At 72.5% G+C, this 24,654-nt stretch carries 22 protein-coding genes and 1 pseudogene; 14 read left to right on the plus strand and 9 right to left on the minus strand.

Features of this window, described 5'->3' with window-relative positions; translation table 11 throughout:
- Positions 1 to 9: 9 nt before the first annotated feature.
- On the minus strand, positions 10 to 2,253 hold the full coding sequence (locus tag Athai_RS32330; protein WP_203964982.1) for a (Fe-S)-binding protein: 2,244 nt from the start codon (positions 2,251 to 2,253) through the stop codon (positions 10 to 12).
- Positions 2,254 to 2,676: 423 nt separating this feature from the next.
- Here Athai_RS32330 and Athai_RS32335 point away from each other — a divergent pair, with 423 nt between their 5' ends.
- The 7 genes from Athai_RS32335 to Athai_RS32365 all read left to right on the plus strand — a co-directional run bounded on the left by Athai_RS32335 (position 2,677) and on the right by Athai_RS32365 (position 8,962).
- Positions 2,677 to 3,432 (plus strand): hypothetical protein, encoded by a 756-nt coding sequence (locus tag Athai_RS32335; RefSeq protein WP_203964983.1) that lies wholly within the window; start codon positions 2,677 to 2,679, stop codon positions 3,430 to 3,432.
- 274 nt (positions 3,433 to 3,706) lie between these two features.
- Positions 3,707 to 5,590, plus strand: coding sequence for a molecular chaperone DnaK (dnaK, locus tag Athai_RS32340; protein WP_203964984.1), 1,884 nt, complete (start codon positions 3,707 to 3,709; stop codon positions 5,588 to 5,590).
- A gap of 92 nt (positions 5,591 to 5,682) precedes the next feature.
- The gene (grpE, locus tag Athai_RS32345; RefSeq protein ID WP_420829858.1) at positions 5,683 to 6,363 is read left to right on the plus strand and encodes a nucleotide exchange factor GrpE; all 681 of its coding nucleotides are present in this window, start codon (positions 5,683 to 5,685) and stop codon (positions 6,361 to 6,363) included.
- 40 nt (positions 6,364 to 6,403) lie between these two features.
- Complete coding sequence (gene dnaJ / locus Athai_RS32350; RefSeq protein WP_203964986.1) at positions 6,404 to 7,561, plus strand: molecular chaperone DnaJ; 1,158 nt, start codon at positions 6,404 to 6,406, stop codon at positions 7,559 to 7,561.
- 11 nt (positions 7,562 to 7,572) lie between these two features.
- Positions 7,573 to 8,019, plus strand: coding sequence for a heat shock protein transcriptional repressor HspR (locus Athai_RS32355; RefSeq protein ID WP_275422618.1), 447 nt, complete (start codon positions 7,573 to 7,575; stop codon positions 8,017 to 8,019).
- A gap of 226 nt (positions 8,020 to 8,245) precedes the next feature.
- On the plus strand, positions 8,246 to 8,446 hold the full coding sequence (locus Athai_RS32360) for an antitoxin (protein WP_239157299.1): 201 nt from the start codon (positions 8,246 to 8,248) through the stop codon (positions 8,444 to 8,446).
- Between the two features lie 177 nt (positions 8,447 to 8,623).
- Positions 8,624 to 8,962, plus strand: coding sequence for an antitoxin (locus Athai_RS32365; protein ID WP_203964987.1), 339 nt, complete (start codon positions 8,624 to 8,626; stop codon positions 8,960 to 8,962).
- A gap of 287 nt (positions 8,963 to 9,249) precedes the next feature.
- On the opposite strand, the pseudogene Athai_RS32370 reads toward Athai_RS32365, so the two are convergent.
- From Athai_RS32370 to Athai_RS32400, 7 genes and pseudogenes are all read right to left on the minus strand, one after another.
- Positions 9,250 to 10,449 (minus strand): annotated as a pseudogene (locus tag Athai_RS32370) (cation:proton antiporter); the annotation flags it as partial.
- A 3-nt stretch (positions 10,450 to 10,452) separates the two neighbouring features.
- On the minus strand, positions 10,453 to 10,953 hold the full coding sequence (locus tag Athai_RS32375) for a cation:proton antiporter regulatory subunit (protein ID WP_203966617.1): 501 nt from the start codon (positions 10,951 to 10,953) through the stop codon (positions 10,453 to 10,455).
- Between the two features lie 124 nt (positions 10,954 to 11,077).
- Positions 11,078 to 11,722: a TetR/AcrR family transcriptional regulator gene (locus Athai_RS32380; protein WP_203964989.1), complete on the minus strand. Its 645-nt coding sequence runs from the start codon at positions 11,720 to 11,722 to the stop codon at positions 11,078 to 11,080.
- 95 nt (positions 11,723 to 11,817) lie between these two features.
- Complete coding sequence (locus Athai_RS32385; protein WP_203964990.1) at positions 11,818 to 12,786, minus strand: aldo/keto reductase; 969 nt, start codon at positions 12,784 to 12,786, stop codon at positions 11,818 to 11,820.
- 272 nt (positions 12,787 to 13,058) lie between these two features.
- Positions 13,059 to 14,273 carry a Cmx/CmrA family chloramphenicol efflux MFS transporter gene (locus Athai_RS32390; RefSeq protein WP_203964991.1) on the minus strand — a complete coding sequence of 405 codons (1,215 nt, stop codon included), beginning with the start codon at positions 14,271 to 14,273 and terminating at the stop codon, positions 13,059 to 13,061.
- 214 nt (positions 14,274 to 14,487) lie between these two features.
- A complete protein-coding gene (locus tag Athai_RS32395; RefSeq protein ID WP_203964992.1) occupies positions 14,488 to 15,051 on the minus strand; it encodes a TetR/AcrR family transcriptional regulator in 564 nt (187 codons plus the stop codon).
- A 36-nt stretch (positions 15,052 to 15,087) separates the two neighbouring features.
- Positions 15,088 to 15,690, minus strand: a complete 603-nt coding sequence (locus tag Athai_RS32400; protein WP_203964993.1) for a TetR/AcrR family transcriptional regulator — start codon at positions 15,688 to 15,690, stop codon at positions 15,088 to 15,090.
- A gap of 112 nt (positions 15,691 to 15,802) precedes the next feature.
- Here Athai_RS32400 and Athai_RS32405 point away from each other — a divergent pair, with 112 nt between their 5' ends.
- From Athai_RS32405 to pyrE, 6 genes are all read left to right on the plus strand, one after another.
- The gene (locus Athai_RS32405; RefSeq protein WP_239157300.1) at positions 15,803 to 16,975 is read left to right on the plus strand and encodes an FAD-dependent oxidoreductase; all 1,173 of its coding nucleotides are present in this window, start codon (positions 15,803 to 15,805) and stop codon (positions 16,973 to 16,975) included.
- 370 nt (positions 16,976 to 17,345) lie between these two features.
- Complete coding sequence (clpB, locus tag Athai_RS32410) at positions 17,346 to 19,937, plus strand: ATP-dependent chaperone ClpB (RefSeq protein WP_203964994.1); 2,592 nt, start codon at positions 17,346 to 17,348, stop codon at positions 19,935 to 19,937.
- A 123-nt stretch (positions 19,938 to 20,060) separates the two neighbouring features.
- Positions 20,061 to 20,648, plus strand: coding sequence for a hypothetical protein (locus tag Athai_RS32415; RefSeq protein WP_203964995.1), 588 nt, complete (start codon positions 20,061 to 20,063; stop codon positions 20,646 to 20,648).
- 49 nt (positions 20,649 to 20,697) lie between these two features.
- Complete coding sequence (locus Athai_RS32420) at positions 20,698 to 21,549, plus strand: hypothetical protein (RefSeq protein WP_203964996.1); 852 nt, start codon at positions 20,698 to 20,700, stop codon at positions 21,547 to 21,549.
- A 39-nt stretch (positions 21,550 to 21,588) separates the two neighbouring features.
- Positions 21,589 to 22,368, plus strand: coding sequence for an SDR family NAD(P)-dependent oxidoreductase (locus Athai_RS32425; protein WP_203964997.1), 780 nt, complete (start codon positions 21,589 to 21,591; stop codon positions 22,366 to 22,368).
- Between the two features lie 19 nt (positions 22,369 to 22,387).
- Positions 22,388 to 22,924: an orotate phosphoribosyltransferase gene (gene pyrE / locus Athai_RS32430; protein ID WP_203964998.1), complete on the plus strand. Its 537-nt coding sequence runs from the start codon at positions 22,388 to 22,390 to the stop codon at positions 22,922 to 22,924.
- Positions 22,925 to 23,143: 219 nt separating this feature from the next.
- On the opposite strand, the gene Athai_RS32435 is transcribed toward pyrE, so the two are convergent.
- Entirely contained in the window at positions 23,144 to 24,076 is a 933-nt protein-coding gene (locus Athai_RS32435; RefSeq protein WP_203964999.1) for a S66 peptidase family protein, read from the minus strand.
- 124 nt (positions 24,077 to 24,200) lie between these two features.
- On the opposite strand from Athai_RS32435, the gene Athai_RS32440 reads away from it, so the two are divergent.
- Entirely contained in the window at positions 24,201 to 24,569 is a 369-nt protein-coding gene (locus Athai_RS32440; RefSeq protein ID WP_203966626.1) for an ArsR/SmtB family transcription factor, read from the plus strand.
- The last annotated feature ends 85 nt before the right edge of the window (positions 24,570 to 24,654 follow it).

A 24,654-nucleotide genomic window follows, 5' to 3' on the forward strand; every position in this document is an offset into this window, starting at 1 on the left:
ACGTGCAGATTACCCGTGCTGTGCCGGCGCGCCACCGCGCTCGGCCGGCTGGATGGAGCGCAGCAACACGGTCGCGACGTCGAGCACCTCGATGTCGTCCTCGGCGTCCACCCCGTCCGGCTTGGTGGCGTTCACCCCGTCGGACATCATCGTCATGCAGAACGGGCAGGCCACCGCGAGCGTCTTCGCCCCGGTCGAGCGGGCCTCCTCGACCCGCTCCACGTTGATCCGCTTGCCGATCCGCTCTTCCATCCACATCCGGGCGCCACCGGCGCCGCAGCAGAACGAGCGCTCCGCGAACCGTGGCATCTCGGTCAGCCCGCCCGCCGCGCCGTCCCCGGCCGTACCGTTGCCGGCGGCGGCACCGACGAGTTCGCGCGGCGGCTCGAAGATCCGGTTGTGCCGGCCCAGGTAGCACGGGTCGTGGTAGGTGACACCGCCGTCGACCGGGGTGACCGGGGTGAGCCGGCCGGCGGACACCAGGTCGGCCAGCAACTGCGTGTGGTGCACCACCGCGTACTCGCCGCCGAGCTGCTCGTACTCCCGGGCCAGCGTGTTGAAGCAGTGCGCGCAGGACGCGACGATCTTGCGCTGCGCCTTCTCCCGGCCCTCGAACGCCTCGTTCAGCGTCTCCACGTTCTGCTGGGCGAGCATCTGGAACACGAACTCGTTGCCCATCCGCCGGGCCGGATCACCGGTGCAGGTCTCGCCCTCGCCCAGGATCGCGAACCTGACGCCCGCCTCGTGCAGCAGGGTGGCCACCGACTTCGCGGTCTTCTTCGCCCGGTCGTCGAACGCGCCGGCGCAGCCCACCCAGTACAGGTACTCGAAGTCCGCGGCCTCGTCGCTCCCCACCCGCGGGATCTCGAAGTCGAGCGACTTGGTCCAGTCCTCCCGGGTGTTGGGGTTCGCACCCCACGGGTTGCCCTTGTTCTCCAGGTTGCGCAGCATCACGCCGGCCTCGGTGGGGAAGCTCGACTCGATCAGCACCTGGTAGCGGCGCATGTCGACGATGTGGTCGACGTGCTCGATGTCCACCGGGCACTGTTCGACGCAGGCGCCGCAGGTGGTGCAGGACCACAGCACGTCCGGGTCGATGACGCCGTTCTCGTCCGGGCCGCCGATCAGTGGGCGGTCCGCCTCGGCGAGCGCCAGCGCGTCCACCCCGGCCAGCTGTTCCTGGCTCGCCTTCTCCTCGCCGGTGGCGTCCTTGCCGCCGCCGGCGAGCAGGTAGGGCGCCTTCGCGTGCGCGTGGTCGCGCAGCGACAGGATCATCAGCTTCGGTGACAGCGGCTTACCGGTGTTCCAGGCCGGGCACTGCGACTGGCACCGGCCGCACTCGGTACAGGTGGTGAAGTCGAGCAGGCCCTTCCAGCTGAACTGCTCGACCTGCGCCACCCCGAACGGGTCCTTCTCCGGGTCGGCCTCCTCGAAGTCGAGCGGCTTGCCGTCGGCCATCATCGGCCGCAGCGGGCCGAGCGCGGCGGCACCGTCGGAGTTGCGCTTGAAGAAGATGTTGAAGAACGCGAGGAACCGGTGCCAGGCGACACCCATCGTCAGGTTCAGCCCGATGACGATGAACCACACCCACGACACCAGCAGTTTGACCAGGGCGCAGACCGTGACCAGGGTGAGCGCGGTGTCGGTGGACATGCCGGTGAAGATCGAGCCGAACGCGTGCGACAGCGGCGTCGCCCAGGTCGGGTACGGGAAGTCGCCGGCGGCGATCTTGAAGGTGCGGATGGCGAAGATCGACGCGCAGATCGCGAAGATCGTCCACTCCACGTAGTACGCCTGCCAGGCGGTGGAGCCGAGGAACCGCGACCGGCTGCGCCGGCGCGGCAGGTTCACCTGGCGGATGATGATCAGCACCGTGATCGCGACCCAGCACAGGCCGGCGATCAGCTCCATGAGCAGGCCGTACACCGTCCAGTGGCCGATCACCGGCCACTCGAACCGCGGGTTGGACACCTCGCCGAACGCCTCGACGATGGTGAACAGCAGGGAGCCGAACGCGACCATCACGAACCAGTGCGCGACGCCGACCCGGGTCCACTTGAGCATCCGGGTGTGGCCGAGGATCTCGCGCAGCATGGTCGCGGTGCGTTGGCCCTTGGCGACGAACCGGCTCGGGTCGCTCGCGCCGACCCGGAACAGCCGGACGAAGTATCGCGCGGCACGGACGGCCATCACGACGGCGCCGGCGAACACCAGCCAGGCCACCGCGGTGGCGACGATCTGGAGCGCGTGCATGGTCCGCGTTCCTCCCGGGTTGCGGGTGTGGGCTGCCGACAGCTTATTACTCGCCGGTAGCACGTGGGGTCCGGCCCGCCGCCCGGCCGCCGACCGGCCCCGCGCGGCCGGGTTTGTCCGGTCGGGCGCGCGAACCCGCGAACTCCGGCCGAACGGGTCCGATCCGACGCTCACACCCTACGTGTTCACCCCGGGCAACCTGGCCTTCCGCAATCACCGGTACGGACAGTGCTTGCGTGACCGCCCTCGGTGGTTTTGCGTTAGCAGTAGAGGCGCCAGGGGTGGCCCCGGAATCCGTACGGCTTCGGGCGCGGCCCGCAAACCAGCCGTGCGGCGGGCCGCCCGCCGGCGACTCGAACAGAGCCGAGTGGCCGGCGACCGGCAGGGGGACGCCGCGCCGCGGCCGAGGAGGTACCCGCAGCCATGCGCAGTCCGTACACGCTGGATGATCCGCCGCCGCGCCAGCCACCGGCGGCGGTCGTCGAGGTGACGGCGTGGGCACTCGCCGCCGACATCTGGTACGGGCACCAGCCGGACAGCCTGCTCGGTACCGAGTGCGCCGAATGTCACAGCTCGTGGCCGTGCCCGAGCTGGGAGGTCGCCGACTCGATCCTCGCCGATGTCTGCCCACCGGGTACGACGCCGCGGCGGGCGGCCGACCCCGGGGCGGCTGGCGGGCTGCGGCGGTCGGACGCCGCGGGGGCGGCCGGCGGTTCTCGGCGGGCGGCCGACTCCGGGGCGGCGAGCGTGGTGCGGCGGGCCGGCGCGCCCCGGGCGACCGGCGACGCCGGCGCGGCCGGGCGAGTGGTGCGGTCGGCCGCGCCGCCGCTGCGGCCGGCCGGCGCGGCGGCCGGCATCGACCCGGCGACCCATGCCGCCGAGCCGGACCCCGGCCGGGAGGTCACCGAACTGCCCGCGCAGGGCACCGGCCGGCATGCCGTGGCCGCGGACCGGCCGTCGTTCGCGCAGCGTGCGGCCGGTCTCGTCCCGGCGACCCGGGCCGGCGCGCCGACCCGCGGCCGGCGCCGCCGCGCGGACCCCGCCGACGCTGCCGAGGTGCCGATCGAGCGCTCGGCCGAGCGTCTGGTCGGGCACCGTGCCCGCGCTACCCAGGAGTTGCCGGTGCTCGGTAACCTGCCCCGCGCGCTGCGCGCCGCCGGGGACGCCGGCCGGCACTGACCTGCCCGGCGCCTCCGACCCGCTACCGCCGACCGGGTCGGCCCGGATGGGTCGCCCGGTGTGCTCCGTCACTGGTCGTAGCCGTGTTCCGGCACCGTCCGGGGGAATGCGAACCCCGGGTGCCGCGTTGTGTGACCATGAAGGTTGCGTGAGACAGACTCAACCCGAGTTGACGATCGGTCCACGGTCGCGTCAACATTGAGTCAAGCGCACTCAACTTCGCCACATGGCACCAGAAAACGGCCACCTGGCATCAGTATCGGAGGAAGACAACATGGCACGTGCGGTCGGCATCGACCTCGGCACCACCAACTCTGTGGTCAGCGTCCTGGAGGGCGGCGAGCCCACCGTCATCGCGAACGCCGAAGGCGCCCGCACCACCCCGTCGATCGTCGCGTTCGCCAAGAACGGCGAGGTCCTCGTCGGTGAGGTCGCCAAGCGGCAGGCGATCACCAACCCGGACCGGACCGTGCGGTCGGTCAAGCGGCACATGGGCACCGACTGGTCGATCGACATCGACGACAAGAAGTACACCGCGCAGGAGATCAGCGCCCGCACCCTGCAGAAGCTGAAGCGCGACGCCGAGGCCTACCTGGGCGAGCAGGTCACCGACGCAGTGATCACCGTCCCGGCGTACTTCGAGGACGCGCAGCGCACCGCGACGAAGGAGGCCGGCGAGATCGCCGGTTTCAACGTCCTGCGCATCATCAACGAGCCCACCGCGGCCGCCCTGGCGTACGGGCTGGACAAGGGCGACAAGGAAGAGACCGTGCTGGTCTTCGACCTCGGCGGCGGTACGTTCGACGTCTCGCTGCTGGAGATCGGCGACGGCGTGATCCAGGTGCTCGCCACCAACGGTGACAACCACCTCGGCGGCGACGACTGGGACGAGCGCATCATCAAGCACCTGGTGCAGACCTTCCAGGGGCAGCACGGCGTCGACCTGGGCAAGGACAAGATGGCCCTGCAGCGCCTCAAGGAGGCTGCGGAGAAGGCCAAGATCGAGCTGTCCGCCACCACGAACACCACGATCAACCTGCCGTACATCACGGCCGGCCCGGACGGCCCGCTGCACATGGACATCTCGCTGTCCCGCAGCGAGTTCCAGCGCCTCACCCAGGACCTGCTGGACCGCACCAAGGCCCCGTTCGAGCAGGCGGTGCGCGACGCCGGCATCAAGGTGTCCGACATCGACGACGTGATCCTGGTCGGCGGCTCCACCCGGATGCCCGCCGTGAACGAGGTCGTCAAGGAGCTGGTCGGCAAGGACGCGCACAAGGGCGTCAACCCGGACGAGGTCGTTTCGGTCGGTGCCGCGCTGCAGGCCGGCGTGCTCAAGGGCGAGGTCAAGGACGTCCTGCTGGTCGACGTGACCCCGCTGTCGCTGGGCATCGAGACCAAGGGTGGCGTGTTCACCAAGCTGATCGAGCGCAACACCAAGATCCCGGTGAAGCGGTCCGAGGTGTTCACCACCGCCGACGACAACCAGCCGTCGGTGCTCATCCAGGTGTTCCAGGGCGAGCGCGAGATCGCCGCGTACAACAAGAAGCTCGGCACCTTCGAGCTGACCGGGCTGCCGCCGGCGCCGCGGGGCGTGCCGAAGATCGAGGTGTCCTTCGACATCGACGAGAACGGCATCGTCAACGTGTCCGCCAAGGACGAGGCGACCGGCAAGGCGCAGTCGATGACCATCTCCGGCGGCTCCTCGCTGCCGAAGGAGGACATCGAGCGGATGATGCGCGAGGCGCAGGACCACGCCGACGAGGACAAGAAGCGTCGCGAGGAGGCGGAGACCCGCAACCTGGCGGAGGGCCTGCAGTTCCAGACCGAGAAGTTCCTCGCGGAGAACGGCGAGAAGATCCCGGCCGACAAGAAGTCCGAGATGGAGGAGGCCCTGGGCGAGCTGCGTGGCGCGCTCGGCGGCCAGGACATCGAGGCCATCAAGACGGCGCAGGAGAAGCTCGCGAAGGTCTCCCAGGAGGCCGGTGCCGCGATGTACGCGGCGTCCCAGGCCGCCGGTGAGGGTGCCTCGGCGGGCGCCGAGGGTGCCGCCGGCGCCGGTGCGACCGGTGACGCGGGGGCGCAGGCCGGCTCCGCCGCGGGTGGCAAGGACGACGTCGTGGACGCCGAGATCGTGGACGAGGACGACAAGAAGTGACCGAGCGCAACAGCGCCGACGCAGGAAAGGTGCCCCCGGCCGCCGGGGGCACCGGCCCGCGCGAGGACGAAGAGCAGGAGGAGCGGATAGTCGTGCGCGACCGGCGTCGCATCGATCCGAACGGCACCTCGCCCCGCGGGGGTACGGAGACCGCCGCCCCGGCGGATGCCGAGCCCGCGGCGGCGGATGCCGAGCCCGCAGCGGCTGGTACGTCGGAGCCGACCGCCGCGCCCGACGCCGGTGAGGTGGAGAAGTTGAGTACCGAGCTCGCTGAGCGCACCGCCGACCTGAAGCGGGTCGTCGCCGAGTACGCGAACTACCGGCGGCGGGTCGAGCGGGACCGCAACGTGGCCGCCGAGCAGGCGACCGGCGCGGTGCTGGCGTCGCTGCTGCCGGTGCTGGACGACCTGGACCGGGCCCGCGAGCACGGTGACCTGGTCGGTCCGTTCGGCGCGGTCGCCGACCAGCTCGTCTCGGCGCTGACCAAGGCGGGCCTCACGCCGTACGGCGAGGCCGGCGACCCGTTCGACCCGATGCACCACGAGGCGGTGGCGCACTCGCTGTCGCCGGACGTGACGGAGCCGACCTGCGTGATGGTGATGCGGCGCGGCTACCGGCACGGCGAGCGGATGCTGCGACCGGCGATGGTCGCGGTCGCCGACCCGGACCCGGACGCGCCGCCGGCCGAGGCGGCGACCGAGTCGGGCAAGGCCGCCGACGCCGGCGACCAGAAGAGCACGGACGAGTCGAGCACGGACGGGTCGGAGAGCTGACCGGTCCGCTGCGTGGACAGGTGGAAGGGGGGCTGCTGCGGTGAGCCAACAGGACTGGCTGGAGAAGGACTACTACGAGGTCCTCGGGGTGCCGAAGGATGCGCCGGCGAGCGACATCAAGAAGGCCTTCCGCAAGCTGGCTCGGGAGCTGCACCCCGACCACAACCCCGGTGACGACGCCGCCCGGGAGCGGTTCAAGGACGTCTCCGAGGCATACTCCGTGCTCTCCGACGACAAGAAGCGCAAGGAGTACGACGAGACCAGGTCGCTGTTCGGCAGCGGCCTGGGCGGCCGGATGCCGGGCGGGGCGCCGGGTGGCGGCGGCATGCCGTTCGACCTGTCCGACCTGATCGGCAACGCGCAGAACCGGGCGGGCGGGTTCACCGACCTGTTCGGTTCGCTGTTCGGCGGCGGCCGGCACAACGCGCCGCCGACCGACCGGATGGGGCGCGACATCGAGGCGGAGGTGTCGGTCGGGTTCACCGACGCGGTGCTCGGCACGACGCTGCCGCTGTCGCTGCGCTCGCCCGGCGTCTGCGACCTGTGCCACGGAACGGGCGCGAAGCCGGGCACCTCGCCGCGCACCTGCCCGACCTGCCACGGCAGCGGGCTGACCTCCAGCAACCAGGGGGCGTTCAGCTTCTCCGAGCCGTGCAAGGACTGCTCCGGTACCGGGTCGATCGTGGACGAGAAGTGCCCGGAGTGCCGCGGCAGCGGCGGGGTCACCAAGACCCGGACGATGTCGGTCCGGCTGCCGGCCGGGGTGTCGGACGGGCAGCGGATCCGGGTGCGGGGCAAGGGTGAGCCGGGTGGCCGCGGCGGCCCGGCCGGCGATCTGTACGTGCTGGTGCACGTCACGCCGGACGACCTGTTCGGCCGCAGCGGCAAGAACATCACGCTGACCGTGCCGGTCACGTTCGCCGAGGCGGCGTTGGGCGCCGACCTGCGGGTGCCCACGGTGGACGGGGTGGTCACCGTGCGGGTCCCGCCGGGTACGCCCAGCGGCCGGGTGCTGCGGGTCCGCGGCAAGGGTGTGCCGGCGAAGACGGGTGCCGGCGACCTGCTGGTGACGATCGACGTGGCGGTACCGCCGGAGCTGTCCGAACGTGCCCGCAAGGCGCTGGCCGAGTTCGCGGCGGAGACGCCGGCCGCGCCGCGGAACCAGATCGACGCCCGGGTCCGCCGGCAGGAGCACTGAGGAGGTCGGGCATGGCCATGGAGTTCTTCGTCGACATCGAGTCGACGTCCGACGCGAAGGTCATCGTCATCTCCGTCGCCGCCCGGATGGCCGGGATGCACCCGCAGACCCTCCGGCAGTACGACCGGCTCGGGCTGGTGCAGCCGGGCCGCACCGCGGGCGGCGGCCGGCGGTACAGCGCGCGCGATGTGGCACTGCTGCGCGAGATCCAGCGGCTGTCCCAGGAGGAGGGGGTCAACCTCGCCGGGATCAAGCGGATCATCGAGCTGGAGCAGGCCACCCGGTTGATGCAGAGCCGGGTCGCCGAGCTGGAGGAGCAGCTGATCGAGGCGCGCCACCAGCTCGCCGAGATGCAGGCCATGTCCCCGTCGTACGGGCGGGATCTGGTGCCGACCCAGGAGACCGCGCTGGTCGTCTGGCGGCCACGCACCGCCCAACAGCGGCGCCGCGACCGCTGAGCCGACCCACCCACACCACCACGCGCCCGGCCGGGGAACGCGCCGTTCCCCGGCCGGGCGCGTGCGTGGGGGCAGTGTCGCACGTCCGGGTGGCCGGTACCGGCGAAACGTCGAAGATCGAGGCCAGCCCGTTGCCGCTCGGTAGCGTCGGTCACCGGAGCCGCCTTCCGGGTGGTGGCGGTGGCCGGCCGGTCATCGCGGATCGCAACGAGAGGGACAACGGGTCATGGGGATGAAGGACAAGTTCGACGACATGAAGGACAAGGCCAAGGACATGCTCGGCGAGCACAAGGATCAGGCCGAGCAGGGCGTGGACAAGGCCCGCGACATGGCGAGCGAGAAGACCGGCGGCAAGTACGACGACAAGCTGGACGCCGCCAGCGAAAAGGGCAAGGACTTCATGGGCAACATGGGCGACGATCGCTGATCGTCCCCCTCGGGGCGATGAACACGGTCCTGGCCGCATCCGTCGGATGCGGCCAGGACCTTTCTCGTGTGCGGGACAACCCCGGGTTTACCCCGGTTTCGGTCCGCGAGGCTGGGCGGCGCGGCACCGGCGGGGCACGATGGAGATCGACCGATCATGCGGAAGGGGCTCCACCGAATGAGCGAGCGTCAGCGACCGAGCTTGTGGGAGAGGTTCGACGAGTTCGCCGATCGGGCCACCGAGCTGGCCGACAAGGCCACCGACCGGGCCCGCGGGCTGGCGGCCGAGCACAACGACAGGATCGACGCGAAGCTGGATCGGGCGGCCGGCTTCCTCGACGAGAAGACCGGCGGGAAGTACTCCGACAGGATCGGGACCGGGGTCGGCCGGGCCAAGGACAGCCTGGACCGGTTCGCCGAGCAGGACCAGCAGGCACCGGGCTCGGAGCAGGGCGGCGCCGGTCCGACCGGTGGCGAACAGGCCGGCGGCGCCACGGGCGCGTCCGGCCGGAACTGACTCGCCCGGCCGAAACTGGCCCGTCCGGCCGGAGCTGGCCCGTCCGGCCGGAGCTGACTCGCCCGGCCGGAGCTGACCTGCCCGGCTGGAGCTGGCCGGGCGGCCGGCGGCGATCGGGCCGGCCGCAGCGCAGCAGCGCTGCGGCGGTGGTCGACCGCGGCGTGGTGGCGTCAGTGCACGTCGTCGCGCTCGGCGGAGGTCTCGTCGAGCACGCTGGGCGCGTCCGGTTCACGTGCCGGGGCGGGCTGCGTGGGCAGCATCGCGGCGTGTTCCGCGGGGCCGATCAGGTCGTCGACCGCGATCGGCGCGCCCGCGGCGGCCGGCGCGGCGATCCTCCGGACCCGCCGGCGTGGCCGGCCGATGTCGGTCAGCCGGGCCAGCAGCGGCCCGACCACCACGGTGATCATCACGTACGCGGTGGCCAGCGGCCCGATCTGCTTCTCGATCCCGGCCGCCACCGCCAGCCCGGCGATGACGATGGAGAACTCGCCCCGCGGGGTGAGGGCGAGCCCGGCTCGCCACCGGCCGCGTGGTGCGATGCCGGCCCGTTTCGCGGCGAGGTACCCGGTCGCGACCTTCGTCCCCATCGTCACCACGGCCAGTGCCACCGCCGGCAGCAGTACCGACGGGATCGACCGCGGATCGGTGTGCAGGCCGAAGAAGACGAAGAACACCGCGGCGAACAGGTCGCGCAGCGGGCTGAGCAGCTGGCTGGCGTGCTCGGCGACCTCACCGGAGAGCGCGATACCGACGAGGAACGCGCCGACCGCGGACGACACCTTCAACCCCTGCGCGACGCCGGCGACGAGCAGCGTCAGGCCGAGCACACCGAGCAGGAACGACTCGGCGTTCCTGGCCGAGACCAGCGCCGAGATGAACCCGCCGTACCGGATCGCGACGACCAGCACCGCGGTGATGGTGAGGACCGCGATGCCGAGCGTCAGGCCGCCCATCAGCAGCCCGGAGCCGGCCAGCACCGCGGTCAGGATCGGCAGGTAGAGCGCCATCGCCAGGTCCTCGGTGACCAGCACCGACAGCACCGTCGGCGTCTCCCGGTTGCCCAGCCGGCCGAGGTCGGTGAGTACCTTCGCGATCACGCCGGACGAGGAGACCCAGGTGATGCCGGCCAGCACCACGGCGGCGACCGGGCCCCAGCCCAGGATCAGCGCGAGCGCGGCGCCGGGTACCGCGTTGAGGACCGCGTCGAGCAGGCCGGACGGCGCGTGCCGTTTCAGGTTGCCGACCAGCTCGCTCGGTGAGTATTCGAGCCCGAGCATGACCAGCAGCAGGACGACGCCGATCTCCGAGCCGGCCTCGGTGAACTCCTGGCTGGCCGACAGCGGCAGCAGCCCGCCGTGGCCGAAGGCGAGCCCGGCGAGCAGGTAGAGCGGGATGGGGGTCAGCCCGACGCGCCGGGCGACGCGGCCGAGCAGGGCGAGGCCGAGCAGCAGCGCACCGATTTCGGTGAGGAGTGCGGCACTGTCCACCGGCTACCCCGGCTGACCGTGGGCGATGATGTCGGCCACCCCGTCGACACCCTCGCGGGTACCGACGACGACGATCAGGTCGCCGCCGGCCAGCCGGAAGTCGGGGGTGGGTGACGCGACGGCCTCGCCGTGCCGCAGCACCGCGACGATGGACGCACCGGTCCGGGTGCGGGCCTGGGTGTCGCCCATCGCCCGGCCGGCGAACGGCGAGCCGGCCCGGACCGGGATCTGCTCGATGACCAGGGTGCCGGCCACCTGGTCGTGCAGCCCGGCGAGCTGGCTGAGCACCCGGGACGCGTCCAGGATCACTGCGAGCGCGTCGGCCTCGTCGTCGGTCAGCGGCACCGTGTCGCTGCTCTCGTCCGGGTCCTCCGGGTCGTACACGACCAGGTCGCGTTGGCCCGACCGGTGCGTGACGACGCCGATCCGGCGACCGGACGTGGTGGCCAGGTCGTGCCGCACGCCGATGCCTGGTAGCACGGCCTTCTCGACCCGTACCCGCACGGTGTTCACCGCCTTGCAGTCCTCTTGCTTCGGCCGGAGTGGCAACCCTACAAGGCGATCGTGGGTGCGTCCTCCGGGCCGGACCGGCCGGTACCGGGGTGGCTGGTGTGCGGGCGGCGAGGGGTCAGGGGGTGTCGAGGTGCAGCGCGTTGGGCAGCGGCGGGATGGCGCGGCGTCCGGTGAGCAGGGCCCGGGTGGCGTCGCCGGCTCGCCCGATGGCGAGTTCGGCGGCGTCCGGGCCGGTACCGAAGGCGCCGAGGTGGGCCATCACGGCGTGCCCGTGCGCGGTGGTGGCGACGGCGAGGGCGAGCGCACCCGCCCGGTCCGGGTCGCCGTCGGAGAGGTCCAGTGCGGCGCCCAGGAACGCGTCCTTGAGCGGGCCGGTGGCGCGCACCAGTTCGGGGTGCCGGGGCCGGTCGAGCGCGCTGCCGAACGCCGCCTCGAACAGCGCCCGCTGCTCGACCCCGAACCGGACGTACCCGCGGGCCGCGGCGACGAGCGCCTCGATCGAGGTGTGCGCGTCGGCGGACTCGGCGGCGACGGTGTCGGTGAGCACCTCGCAGGCGCGTACCGCGACGGCGGCGAGCAGCTCCTGCCGGTCGGCGAAGTGCCGGTACGGCGCGCTGACCGCGACGCCGAGCCGCCGGCTCGCCTCGGCCAGCGAGAACCCGGCGACGCCGCGTTCGGCGATCAGTTCGATCGCCGTGTCGACCAGCGCGGCGCGCAGGTCGCCGTGGTGGTAGTGCTGTTTCCTGCCGGCTCGACGCACGCGGCAAGGTTACGACTCGGGCCCTGGTGGCGGGCTCGTGGCCGGGCCGGCTCGCCGGGCCCGCGGCGGCGTTCGGTGCGGCATCGCCGGCACGGTCACCGGACGGCGGGCCGGGACAGCTGGTCGAGCCGGGCGAGTTCGTCGGCGGTGAGCCGGACGTCCATCGCGCCGGCCGCCTCGGTGGCGTGCCGCGGTTTCGAGGCGCCGGGGATGGCCACCACGGTGTCGCCGTAGTACCGGATCAGCCAGCTCAGCGCCACCTGCCCGGGGGTGGCGTGGTGCCGGTCGGCGATCGCCCGGAGTTCGGTGATCAGCGGCCGGGTGCGGGCCAGCCCGGCGGCGGAGAACGCGCCGCGGCTGGTGTAGCGCCGGCCCGGCCGCAGCGCGGCGACCTCGTCCGGCGCGTCGTGGTAGCGGCCGGTCAGCAGGCCGCCGGCGAGCGGCGAGTACGCGATCAGGCTGATGCCGAGTTCCCGGGCGGCGTCGAGCACGCCGTTGTCCTCGATCGCCCGGTGCACCAGGTTGATCTGCAACTGGTTGGCGGCCAGCTCGATGCCCTCGTCGCGCAGCACCCGGTGGGCGGCCCGCAGCCGGCGTCCGCCGACGTTGCTGACGCCGACCGCGCGGATCTTGCCGGCCCGCAGCACCCGGGCCATTGCCCGCAGCTGGGCCGGCATCGACGACAGGCTGCTGAACGGTTCGTGGATCTGGTACAGGTCGATCGGGTACGGGTCGAGCGCGCGCAGCCGGTGCCCGACGGTGCGCGGGATGTTGCCGGCGAACCGCCCGGTGGGCAGCCACTTGGTCGCCACCACGACGTCGCCGGGTTCGCGGCCGGCCGCCCGCAGCGCGGCGGCGAGGGCCCGCTCGGACCTGCCGCGGCCGTACATCTCGGCGGTGTCGAACCAGGTGATGCCGGCGTCCAGGGCGACCTCGACGATCCGGTCGACGGTGTTCTGGCCGATGGTGCGGATGGCGAGGCCGGCCAGCCCGCCGCCGGAGAACTGCATGCAGCCCAGCCCGATCGGGCTGACCCGGATGTCGCTGCGGCCGAGTCGACGCATCTCCACGGGGTCCCCCGGCGTCTCGATGTTAGTGGCTTTCACAATGTGATCGACACTAACATCAGCCCGCCGGGCAGACAACGAATCCCGCACCACCCGGTGCCGGGCGGTGCGGGATTCGTGCCGGCCCGCGCCGATCGGACCGCCCCGTCGGTCGGGCGACCCGCTCGGTCGGGCGACCAGTTCGGTCGGGCGAGCAGTTCGGTCGGGCGACCAGGTCGGCCGGGGGTCAGGTGGCCCGGCCGACCAGATCGGTCGGACTGCTACGTCGGTCAGGCGGCCAGGTCGGCCAGTTCGGTCGCCGGTACCTCGGTGCGCACCGGCCCGGTGCGGCGGGACCGCCGGTCGATCAGCCCGGACAGTACGGCCAGGGTGAGCGCACCGACCGCGACCAGGGCGCCGACCCAGGCGGTCGAGGCGTACCCGAGGCCGCCGCCGATGACCAGCCCGCCGAGCCACGGCCCGATGGTGTTGCCGGCGTTGAACGCGGACACGTTGACCGAGGACGCGAGCGTCGGCGCGGCGCCGGCCAGCGAGAAGACCCGGCCGTTCAGCGACGGTGCGCACGCCATACCGAACATGCCGAGCCCGAACGCGAGCGCGACCGCGGCGATGGTCGAGCCGGCGAACAGCGCCAGCGAGGCCAGTACCAGGATCATCCCGGACATCGCCGCGTACAGGGTGCCGAGCTGGCGGGCGTCGGCGAACCGGCCGGCGATCGTGATGCCGACCAGGTTGCCCAGCCCGAACAGCAGCAGCACGCCCGGGATCAGCCCGCTGGGGACCCCGGCGACCCGGGTCAGCAGCGGCGTCAGGTAGCTGAACACCGCGATGAACCCGGTCTGTACCAGCGCGGTGGTGGCGAGCGCGAGCCACAGCCGGCCGCTGCGGAACGCGGCCAGCTCGCCGCGCAGGTTCGGCCGGTCGGCCGGGTCGGCGGAGTGCCCACCCGGTACCACCTTCAGCACCCCCACCAGGCCGATCGCGGCGAGGCCGGCGACCACCAGGAACGCCGCCCGCCAGCCGAGGTGCTGGCCGATCAGGGTGCCGAACGGTACGCCGATGATGTTGGAGACGGTCAGCCCGCCGACCATCACGGCGAGCGCCCGGGTGTGCGCGCCGGCCGGGGCCAGCTTGACCGCGGTGGCCGCGCCGACCGCCCAGAACGCGGCGGTGGCCAGCGCGGTGACCACTCGCGCGCCGAACAGCATCGGGTAGTTCGGGGCGATCGAGGCGAGTACGTTGCCGGCGATGAACACGGCGAGCGCGCCGGTCAGCGTGACCTTGCGGGGCAGCTTGAGAGTGGCTGCGGCGAGGATCGGGGCGCCGACGAGCATCCCGATCGCGAAGCCGGAGATGAGCAGCCCGGCGGTCGGGATCGACACGTGCAGGTCGCCGGCCACCTCGGGTAACAGCCCGGAGATGACGAATTCACTGGTACCTAGGGAAAAGACGCTCAGCGCGAGGATGTAGACCGCGAGCGGCATGGCGGGTCTCCCGGAGACGAGGTTTCTGGACTGATCGTTCTAATATCCGGACGTCGTTGGCCGGCAAGGCTTTCCGGTGGGCGGGCCCGGCTCGTTCGACGATCCGGGGTGATCGGTGTGGTGCTGGTCGGTGGCGCGGCAACGGGTGGCCCGCGCTGCGGGTGGCCGGCCGTCCTGCGGGCCGGGCCGGGACCCGTCGGTCCCGTCGGGTCGGTCACATGGCGGCGAGCGCCACCTTCGCGGCGTGCCGCATCGCGGTGCCGTCCACCCCGCCCCGCGCCATCACCTGCAGGCCGGCGATGGTCGCCTGGACGAAGTCGGCCAGCTCGTCCGGCGACGACCCGGCGCGGATCTCCCCGGCCGCCTGCCCGGCCTCGATCGCGCAGCGCAGCTCGCCGCGCAGCGACGCCATGCCGCGCAGCGCGCACGCGGTCAGTTCGTCGTCCCGGCCGGCCAGCTCCACCACCGAGTTGACGGTGAAGCAGCCGTCCGGACCGGCCGTGATGATCGCGTCGAACAGCGCGCGCAACCGTTCCGGTACCGGTGTGTCGGCGTGCAGCAGGTCGATCAGCTCGCCGGTCTGCTGCTCGGTGTAGCGGGTCAGGGAACGCTCGAACAGCTCACGCTTGCTGCCGAACGTGTGGTAGATGCTGCTGCGGCACAACCCGGTGGCGTCGCACAGGTCCTGGGTGGACGTGGCCTCGTAGCCACGGTCCCGGAAGGCCTGCGTCGCGGCGTCGACCGCCTCGTCGACGTCGAACTCCTTGGGTCGTCCCACGCCGAGGACGCTACCGGTACTAGAACGCCCGGTCCACTATTCCCGCCCGCGACCCTCGTCACCCCGCCCGGCGGGCTCCGCAGCGAGCGGACCGGTGAGGTGCGACTGGAAGGTCGCGGCGAGGGCGGGGACCAGGGCCTCGGGCGGGATCGAGGCGACGGGTTCGAGACGCAGGATGTGCCGGGTGTAGACGAAGCCGACCGCGGTGGCGACCAGCAGCGCCACCCGTCGCTCCACGTCCGGGTCGCCGGCCAGTGCGACCCGCACCGGGCCGGCGATCAACCGGTCGAAGACCGCCTGTACCTGCTCCGCCGCGTCCTGGTGGGTCGGCGCCACCCGGAGCAGGGCGCCGGGGCCGGCGCAGTCGCTGCCCTCCCAGTACTCGACGAAGCGGCGGGCGAAGCGGGCGCCGAAGTCGTCGAGGTCGCCGACCTCCGGTATCGGCGACTCGTTCGCGACGGTGGCCACGAACAGGTCGGACTTGCTGCCGAAGTACCGGATGACCATGGAGGAGTGCACGCCGGCGGCGGCGGCGATGGACCGGATGGTGCTCTGCTCGTACCCGGTGGTGGCGAACGACTCGCGGGCCGCGGCCAGGATCGCACGCCGTGCCGCGGCGGATCGTTCGGTGAAGGCCATGCCGCCGAGTGTATGCGAGCACCGGTCTGCAACCGGGCGTTGGCAAACGATGACGCGCACTGTAGCGTCTGGTTGTTTGCAAACACACGTTCGCAATCCGAGGAGGTAGTACGTGCCGGACATTCCGCGCAGCACCGACGCCCTGATCGTCGGTGCCGGACCCGTCGGTCTCACCCTCGCCACCGTGCTCGCCGACGCCGGCATCGACGCGGTCGTCGTCGACCAGGCGGCCGAGGCGACCAACACCTCCCGGGCCGCCGTCGTGCACGCCCGCACCCTGGAGGTGCTGCGCGAGATCGACCTCGCCGACGAGCTGATCGCGCAGGGCATCGTGGTACCCCGGTTCACCGTGCGGGAGCGCGACCGGGTGCTGCTGACCGTCGAGTTCACCGAGCTGCCCACGGACTTCCCGTTCACCCTGCTGGTACCGCAGGACGTCACCGAGCGGGTGCTCACCGCGCGGCTGCGCCGGGCCGGCGGCGCCGTGCACCGGCCGTACCGGCTGGTCGGCCTCGACGTCGACGCCGGCGGCGTGCGCGGCACGCTGGCGACCGGTGAGACGGTGCGCGCCCGGTACGCGGTGGGCTGCGACGGGATGCACAGCTTCGTCCGGGAGCGGACCGGGATCGAGTTCACCGGCGACAGCTATCCGGAGTCGTTCGTACTGGCCGACGTGCGGCTGACCTGGGCCGAACCGAACGACCAGGTCATCCTGTACTTCTCCGCCGACGGGGTGACGGTCGTCGCGCCGCTGCCGGGTGGCCGGCACCGGATCGTCGCCACCGTCGACGAGGCGCCGGAGAAGCCGAGCCTGGCCGACGTGCAGGCGCTGCTGGACGCCCGCGGGCCGCAGGCGAACCCGGCCCGGGTCGACGAGGTCGGCTGGAGTTCCCGGTTCCGGGTGCACCACCGGCTCGCCGCCCGGTACCGGGCCGGCCGGCTGCTGCTCGCCGGTGACGCGGCGCACGTGCACAGCCCGGCCGGCGGGCAGGGGATGAACACCGGCATCCAGGACGCGGTGACGCTCGGCCACAAGCTCACCGCGGTGCTGCGGGACGGCGCCGCCGAGACCGTCCTGGACGAGTACGAGGCCCAGCGGCGGCCGGTGGCCGAGGAGGTGGTGGCGTTCACCCACCGGATGACCCGGGTCGCCACCGTCGGCGCCGCTCCGCTGCGCGGGGTCCGCAACACCGCGCTGCGCGCGCTGGACTGGGTCCCGGCGGTACACCGGACCATGGCGATGAGTCTGTCCGAACTGGCCAGCCGCCCCGACCCGGAACGCTGACCCGGCCGCCCGGCGCGTCCCGACGGCGAGCACCCACCCGACCCCGGCGCGACGGGGAGCCCCGGCCCCCGGCCGGTGCCGCGCCGGGGCCGGGGCACCCCGGTACTGCCCGGGTGCCGTGCTGCTCAATGCCGCGCCGGGGTCGGCGGGCGCGCTGCCCTGGGTGTCGTGCTGCTTCGGTGCCGCGCCGGGCCGGGATCGGTGGTACCGAGTGGGCGATGTCATGCCCGGATCCTCGGCGCCGGTACCCACCTCAGGTTGAGCGGAATAGACTCAACTCTTGCCAGGTTGGACCGAGGGAGTGCAGCACATCCCCGCGGGCCGGCCCGCGGGCGCTGACAAGCCTGGGAGATCCGAAGTCGGGGAGAGCATGAACGTCGAACGCCTGACCACCAAGAGTCGTGAGGTCATTGCCGCGGCCGTGTCCGCGGCGACCGGCAAGGGGCACGCCACCGTCGAGGCCTGGCACCTGCTGGACGCGCTGCTGTCGACCGAGGGGTCGACCGCGACCGCGCTGCTGCGGGCCGCCGGTGCCGACCCGGGTCGGGTGGAGAGCGCCACCCAGGCCGCGCTGGCGAAGCTGCCGACCGTCGCCGGCAGCAGCATCGCCGAGCCGACCGTGTCGCGGGAGATCGTCAACACGATCAACGCCGCCGAGCAGATCGCCCGGCCGCTCGGCGACGAGTACCTGTCGACCGAGCACCTGCTGGCCGCGCTGGCCCGGGTGGGTGGCCAGGTCGCCGAGGCGCTCAAGGACGCCGGTGCCACCGAGGACAACCTGGTGGCCGCGTTCCCGGTGGTCCGCGGCGGCGACCGGCGGGTCACCACGCCGGACCCGGAGCAGACGTACAAGGCGCTGGAGAAGTACGGCATCGACCTGACCGCGCAGGCCCGCGAGGGCAAGCTCGACCCGGTGATCGGCCGGGACGCCGAGGTGCGCCGGGTCGTGCAGGTGCTGTCCCGGCGTACCAAGAACAACCCGGTGCTGATCGGCGAGCCCGGTGTCGGCAAGACCGCTATCGTCGAGGGCCTCGCGCAGCGGGTCGTCGCCGGCGACGTGCCGGAGAGCCTGAAGAACAAGCGGCTCGTCTCGCTCGACCTGGGCGCGATGGTGGCCGGCGCGCAGTACCGTGGCCAGTTCGAGGAGCGGCTCAAGTCGGTGCTGGAGGAGATCACCGGCTCCGAGGGCCAGATCATCACGTTCATCGACGAGCTGCACACCGTCGTCGGCGCCGGTAAGGCGGACGGCTCGATGGACGCCGGCAACATGCTCAAGCCGATGCTGGCCCGCGGCGAGCTGCGGATGGTCGGCGCCACCACGCTGGACGAGTACCGCGAGCACATCGAGAAGGACCCGGCGCTGGAGCGGCGGTTCCAGCCGGTGTTCGTCGGCGAGCCCAGCGTCGAGGACACCGTCGGCATCCTGCGCGGCCTCAAGGAGCGGTACGAGGTCCACCACGGCGTGCGCATCACCGACGCCGCGCTGGTGGCCGCGGCGGCGCTGTCCGACCGGTACATCACCGACCGGTTCCTGCCGGACAAGGCGATCGACCTGGTCGACGAGTCCGCGTCCCGGCTGCGGATGGAGATCGACTCGCGGCCGGTCGAGGTGGACGAGATCGAGCGCGCGGTGCGGCGGCTGGAGATCGAGGAGATGGCGCTGTCCAAGGAGGACGACGACGCCTCGAAGCAGCGGCTGGAGAAGCTGCGCCGGGAGCTGGCCGACAAGCGCGAGCAGCTCACCGTGCTGAACGAGCGGTGGCAGAACGAGAAGCAGCACATCAGCGCGATCTCCGAGACCAAGGAGGAGCTGGACCAGATCAAGCGGGAGGCCGAGCTGGCCGAACGCGACGGGGACCTGGGCCGCGCCTCCGAGCTGCGGTACGGGCGGATCCCGGAGCTGGAGAAGAAGCTCGCCGACGCCGGCCAGGAACTCGCCGCGCTGCAGGCCAAGGGCGCCATGCTGAACGAGGAGGTCAGCCCGGACGACATCGCCGACGTGGTGGCGTCCTGGACCGGCATCCCCGCCGGCCGGCTGATGGAGGGCGAGACCGCGAAGCTGCTCCGGATGGAGGAGGAGCTGGGCAAGCGGGTCATCGGCCAGTCCGAGGCCGTCGGCGCCATCGCGGACAGCGTACGCCGGGCCCGGTCCGGCATCGCCGACGAGAACCGGCCGACCGGCTCGTTCCTGTTCCTCGGCCCGACCGGGGTCGGCAAGACCGAACTGGCGAAGGCGCTGGCCGACTTCCTGTTCGACGACGAGCGGGCGATGGTCCGGATCGACATGTCCGAGTACGGCGAGAAGCACTCGGTGGCGCGGCTGGTCGGCGCCCCGCCCGGCTACGTCGGGTACGAAGAGGGCGGCCAGCTGACCGAGGCGGTGCGGCGCCGGCCCTACTCGGTGGTGCTGCTGGACGAGGTGGAGAAGGCACACGCGGACGTGTTCGACATCCTGCTGCAGGTGTTGGACGACGGGCGGCTGACCGACGGCCAGGGCCGCACGGTCGACTTCCGCAACACGATCCTGATCCTCACCTCCAACCTCGGCTCGCAGATCCTGATCGACCCGACGCTGGCCGAGGAGGAGAAGAAGCAGGCGGTGCTGTCGCTGGTGCGGGAGCACTTCAAGCCGGAGTTCGTGAACCGGCTGGACGACGTGGTGGTCTTCCACGCGCTGGACACCAGCGAGATGGAGGCCATCGTGGACATCCAGGTCGCCCGGCTGGCGAAGCGGTTGACCGACCGCCGGCTGACCCTGCGGGTCGCCGACGACGCGCACAAGTGGCTGGCCGAGCACGGCTACGACCCGCTGTACGGGGCGCGCCCGGTGCGCCGGTTGATCCAGACGGCGATCGGCGACCAGCTGGCCAAGGAGCTGCTCGCCGGTGGGGTGCGGGACGGCGACACCGTCTCGGTGCGTACCGCCGAGGACGGCTCCGGGCTGCTGGTGGGCCGCGCCTGAGCAACACCACGAACGGCCGGAGTGGCGTGCTGCCGCTCCGGCCGTTTGCGTGCCTCGCCTACGGTCCCATCGAACGGTGGTGGTACGCCCACCGACAACCCGGGACGAATGTGGGGAGGCGGGATGTACGGCGCGGCATACTCGGCGCCGCCACCACCGGCGCCGGGCCGGCCGGTGCAGGTGATGGTCGGCGCCCTGGCGGTGTTCGCGGCGGCGGCGATGACCCTGGCCGAGACCGTGTTCGAGATCCTGATCTTCCAGTCCTTCAGCGAGCTGGACAGCACCGGCGAGCTGGGCACCAGCATGCAGCCCTGGCTGATCATCACGATCGTGTTGAACATGCTGGTCACGATCGGTCTCGGGCTGGCCGCACTGCTCACCGTCCGGCGGCAGCCGGTCGGCCGGATCCTGATCTGGTCGGTCGGCGGGTTGTGCGCCGCGCTGCGGCTGTGCTGCCTGTCCGGGATCGGCATGTTCGGTGCGATCAACGCGGCCGTCGGCAGCGCCGCATCCGACTCGGACATGTCGATCTCGCAGCTCGCGCCGGGGTGGGAGATCGCCGGTTCGGCCATCTTCGGGGTGCTCGCGCTGGCCGGGGTGACGGTCGCGATGATCGTGGTCGGGCTGCGCCCGGTCGGCGCCTGGTTCCGCGCCGCCCGGCCTGCCGCGCCCGCCGCACCGGCCCAGCCGTACCGGCCGTACGGGTACTGATCGCCGTCTCCCGGTACGGTGGGCGCACCCGAGACAGAAAGGTCCGATGATGTACCCCCCACCATCGGTGCCACCCGCGGCGCCTGGCTTCTCCGCCGCGGCGGGTGGTCGTCCGACCACCGTGACCGCCGCCGCCGCATGCATGCTCGCCGCGGTCCTGGTCAACGTGGTGACGGTCGCGATCTCGCTGCTGGCGATCGCCCGGATCAGCGACTGGATGGCCGCTCAGGGTGTGTCGCAGAGCACCGTCGACTCCGCGACCTCGATCTTCAAGGTCATCCAGGTCGTCTCGATCATCATCTACCTGCTGCTCGCGGTCACGATCGTGCTGCTCGCGCTGGGCAACCTGCGCGGCAAGCGGGGCACCTGGATCGCCACGTTCGTGATCTCCGGCCTGTTCGTGGTGTGCGGGTTCTGCGGTGTCCTCGGCAACCTGACCAACACCGCGACCACCTCGAACGTCGACACCAGCAGCATGATGCCCGGCTGGTACGTGCCGGTCTCGACCCTGCTGGCCGTGCTGCTGGTGCTCTGCCACGGCGCCGCGATCGTGCTGCTCGCGATCAAACAGTCCAGCCAGTACTTCACCAAGAAGGCGCCGGCCGGGCCGGGCCCCAACCACCCCTCGTACCCGGGCGGCCCGGTGGGTGGCTACCCGGCAGCACCCGACCAGGGCTACGCCGCGCCGAGCCCGTACGGCGACCAGACCAGCTACGGTGATCCGGGTACCGGCTACGGCTCCGCATACGGCACGCCGCCCGCTTCGGGTCCGGGTTACGGTGGCCCGCCCGCCTCGGGTCCCGGTTACGGTGGCCCGCCGGCGTCCGGCCCGGGTTACGGTGGCCCGCCGCAGTCCGGCCCCGGTTACGGTGACGGCCCCGGCTACGGGCCGCCCCGGTAGGCGGCGGCTCGGGACCGCCGGCCGAAGCAGGAGGTGGCGATGGCAACCGCGTTGGTGACGGGCGCGACCGCGGGGATCGGCGCGGCCTTCGCCGACCGGCTCGCCCGGACCGGCCGGGATCTGGTCCTGGTCGCCCGCACCGAGCAGCGGCTCGCCGAGCGGGCGGCCGAACTCACCGAGCGGTACGGGGTGGCGGTCGAGGTGCTGCCCGCCGACCTGTCCACCGCGGCCGGCTGCGGCGCGGTCGAGGCCCGGGTCGGCAGCGCCGAGCAGCCGGTCGCGCTGCTGGTCAACAACGCCGGTATCTCCCTGCACAAGCCGTTCACCAGCAACAGCGCCGACGACGAGGAACGGCTGCTGTGGCTGAACGTCCGCTCGGTGCTGCGGTTGACGCACGCCGCGCTGGCGGTGATGGTGCCGCGCCGCTCCGGCGCGGTCGTGAACGTGTCGTCGGTGTCCGGGTTCGCCGCGGTGATGCCCGGCTCGACATACCCGGCCAGCAAGGCCTGGGTGACGAACTTCAGCGAGTCGATCGGGGCGCAGGTGCGCCGGCACGGCGTGCGGGTGATGGCGCTCTGCCCGGGCTACACACACACCGAGTTCCACGACAGCGCCGGTATCGACATGTCCGGCGTGCCGGGCTTCGCCTGGCTCGACGCCGACCGGGTCGTCGTCGAGGGGCTGCGTGACCTGCGCCGCGGCAAGCTGCTCAGCGTGCCGTCGTTGCGGTACAAGGCGGCCGCGGCGGTGCTGAGCCGGTTGCCCCGCGCGGTGCTGCACCGGATGCCGAGCGCGGGCGGCAGCCGCACCCGGGAGTGACGACCCGTAAGCTGTGGCCGTGTCGGATCGGGAGAACCTGCGTCAGCTGATCAAGGACCTCGCGGTGGTGCACGGCAAGGTCGTGCTGTCCAGCGGTCGGGAGGCCGACTACTACGTCGACCTGCGCCGCATAACGCTGCACCACGCCGCCGCGCCGCTGGTCGGCCGGGTGCTGCTCGACCTGACCGCCGATTGGGGGTACGACGCCGTCGGTGGGCTGACCCTGGGCGCCGACCCGGTCGCCACCGCGGTACTGCACGCGGCCGCGGCGCGCGGGCACGGTGTCGACGCGTTCGTGGTGCGCAAGCAGGGCAAGGCGCACGGCCTGCAGCGGCGGATCGAGGGTCCGGACGTCGCCGGCCGCCGGGTGCTCGCGGTCGAGGACACCTCCACCACCGGTGGCAGCGTGCTGGACGCGGTCGAGGCGTTGCGGGCGGAGGGCGCCGAGGTGGTCGGCGTCGCCGTCGTCGTCGACCGTGGCGCCGGCGATGCGGTCCGCGCCGCCGGGCTGGAGTACCGCGCCGCCTACTCGCTCGCCGACCTCGACCTGGCCTGACCCGCTCGCCCGCCACCCTCGACCGGGCCCGACCGGCTCGCTCGCCGACCTGGACCGGGCCCGACCGGCTCGCCCGCCGACCCGGGCCCGACCGGCACGTTTGTCGGGGCAGGACCCCCTTCACGCGCCCCTTTGCTCTGCGCACCCTGATGCACCATCCGTGGTGCACCCAGGTGCGCAGAGCAAAGCGTGGTGAGTACCCCTCCTCGGCTTGCCGGGCTACGGCCGTCGGAGCGCGGGGTCCACGGTGAGGGTGCCGGCGTCGGCGTCGAGCACGGCCCGGGTACCCAGCGGCACCGTCACCCGCACCGCGCCGTGGCCGATCGGCAGGCCGCCGAGCACCGGGACACCGAGGCGGTGCAGGCGGTCGGCGAGGACCTCCGGTACCGACGGGTGGCCGGCGGGGCAGTCGGTGAACTGGCCGACCGCGACGCCGGCCAGGTCGGTGAGCAGGCCGGCGCGCTCCAGTTGCAGCACCATCCGGTCCACCTTGTAGGCGGGCTCGGCGATGTCCTCCAGCAGCAGTACGGCGCCGGCCAGGTCCGGCGCGTCCGGGGTACCGGCGGTCGCGGCGAGCATCGCGAGGTTGCCGCCGAGCAGCCGGCCGCGCGCGCACCCGGAGGTGGTCACCGCGGTGGTGGGCTCGGCGGGTTCGGCGACGACTCGTACCGGTGTCGGGTCGAACAGGGCGGCCCGCAGCGCGGCGCGGGTCACCGGGTCCGGCTCGGTGCGCAACGACAGCGCCGGGCCGTGCAGCGTGGCGAGGCGTGCGCCGCGCCACAGCGCCAGGTGCAGGGCGGTGATGTCGGAGAAACCGAGCACGATCTTCGGATCGCGCCGGACCAGGGCCGTATCGATCCCGCCGACGATTCGTTGGCTGCCATAGCCACCGCGGGTGCACAACACGGCACGGATCGCGGGGTCTGCCAGGGCGGTGTTCAGGTCGGCGAGCCGGTCGTTGTCGGTGCCGGCGACCAGACCGTCCCGGTCGTAGGCGTGTGCCCCGATGGTGACGGACAGTCCCCACTCGCGCAGCAGCGCGGCGCCGCGTTCGACGTGTTCGGGGGCGACCGGTCCGGCCGGGGAGATCAGTACCACCTGGTCACCTGGGTTGAGGGGGGCGGGCTTCAGCGGCAAGGAGTCGTCGGGCACCCGCACAGCCTAGATATGTCGCCCCGCTGGCCGTTACCTACCGCAGTCGGCGGCGTTAACGCTATAGGTACCGGCAAATATTCAAGATGCTGAATGTCCAGGGGGATGAGGGCACGTGACCGCTGTGCTCACCGAGATCGAACCGACCGCTCGCTCGCCGCTCACCGGCGAGCCGCTGGCGGCGGCCGAAGCAGACCGCCTCGCCGGGCTGCTCAAGGCACTCGCAGACCCTGCCCGGCTGCGGCTGCTCAGCCTGATCCAGGCGGCGCCGCGACGCGAGGCGTGCGTCTGCGACCTGATCGGTCCGCTCGGGCTGAGTCAGCCGACGGTCAGCCACCACCTGCGGGTGCTCACCGAGGCCGGCCTGCTGGAACGGGAGAAGCGAGGCGTCTGGGCGTACTACCGGATCGTGTCGCCGAACCTGAGCACGGTGGCGAGCCTGATCGCGCCGCCGCGCCGGCGCCGCAGCCCGCGCCCGCGTACCGCGTCCTGAGCCGTTCGACCTTCCCGGGCCGGTGGGGGCGCCGGCCCGGGTTTCGCTGCCCGCAGCGGCGCCCGCGACCAGCCTGACCGGCCGG

Origin of the sequence: Actinocatenispora thailandica (assembly GCF_016865425.1) — a bacterium.
GTDB lineage: Bacteria > Actinomycetota > Actinomycetes > Mycobacteriales > Micromonosporaceae > Actinocatenispora > Actinocatenispora thailandica.

Excerpts from the sequence above, each read along its gene's own strand:
- Athai_RS32330 (WP_203964982.1), bottom strand. The coding sequence starts at position 2,253 with ATGCACGCGCTCCAGATCGTCGCCACCGCGGTGGCCTGGCTGGTGTTC.
- Athai_RS32335 (WP_203964983.1), top strand. The coding sequence starts at position 2,677 with ATGCGCAGTCCGTACACGCTGGATGATCCGCCGCCGCGCCAGCCACCG.
- dnaK (WP_203964984.1), top strand. The coding sequence starts at position 3,707 with ATGGCACGTGCGGTCGGCATCGACCTCGGCACCACCAACTCTGTGGTC.
- Athai_RS32355 (WP_275422618.1), top strand. The coding sequence starts at position 7,573 with ATGGCCATGGAGTTCTTCGTCGACATCGAGTCGACGTCCGACGCGAAG.
- Athai_RS32360 (WP_239157299.1), top strand. The coding sequence starts at position 8,246 with ATGGGGATGAAGGACAAGTTCGACGACATGAAGGACAAGGCCAAGGAC.
- Athai_RS32365 (WP_203964987.1), top strand. The coding sequence starts at position 8,624 with ATGAGCGAGCGTCAGCGACCGAGCTTGTGGGAGAGGTTCGACGAGTTC.
- Athai_RS32385 (WP_203964990.1), bottom strand. The coding sequence starts at position 12,786 with ATGCGTCGACTCGGCCGCAGCGACATCCGGGTCAGCCCGATCGGGCTG.
- Athai_RS32390 (WP_203964991.1), bottom strand. The coding sequence starts at position 14,273 with ATGCCGCTCGCGGTCTACATCCTCGCGCTGAGCGTCTTTTCCCTAGGT.
- Athai_RS32400 (WP_203964993.1), bottom strand. The coding sequence starts at position 15,690 with ATGGCCTTCACCGAACGATCCGCCGCGGCACGGCGTGCGATCCTGGCC.
- clpB (WP_203964994.1), top strand. The coding sequence starts at position 17,346 with ATGAACGTCGAACGCCTGACCACCAAGAGTCGTGAGGTCATTGCCGCG.
- Athai_RS32415 (WP_203964995.1), top strand. The coding sequence starts at position 20,061 with ATGTACGGCGCGGCATACTCGGCGCCGCCACCACCGGCGCCGGGCCGG.
- Athai_RS32420 (WP_203964996.1), top strand. The coding sequence starts at position 20,698 with ATGTACCCCCCACCATCGGTGCCACCCGCGGCGCCTGGCTTCTCCGCC.
- Athai_RS32425 (WP_203964997.1), top strand. The coding sequence starts at position 21,589 with ATGGCAACCGCGTTGGTGACGGGCGCGACCGCGGGGATCGGCGCGGCC.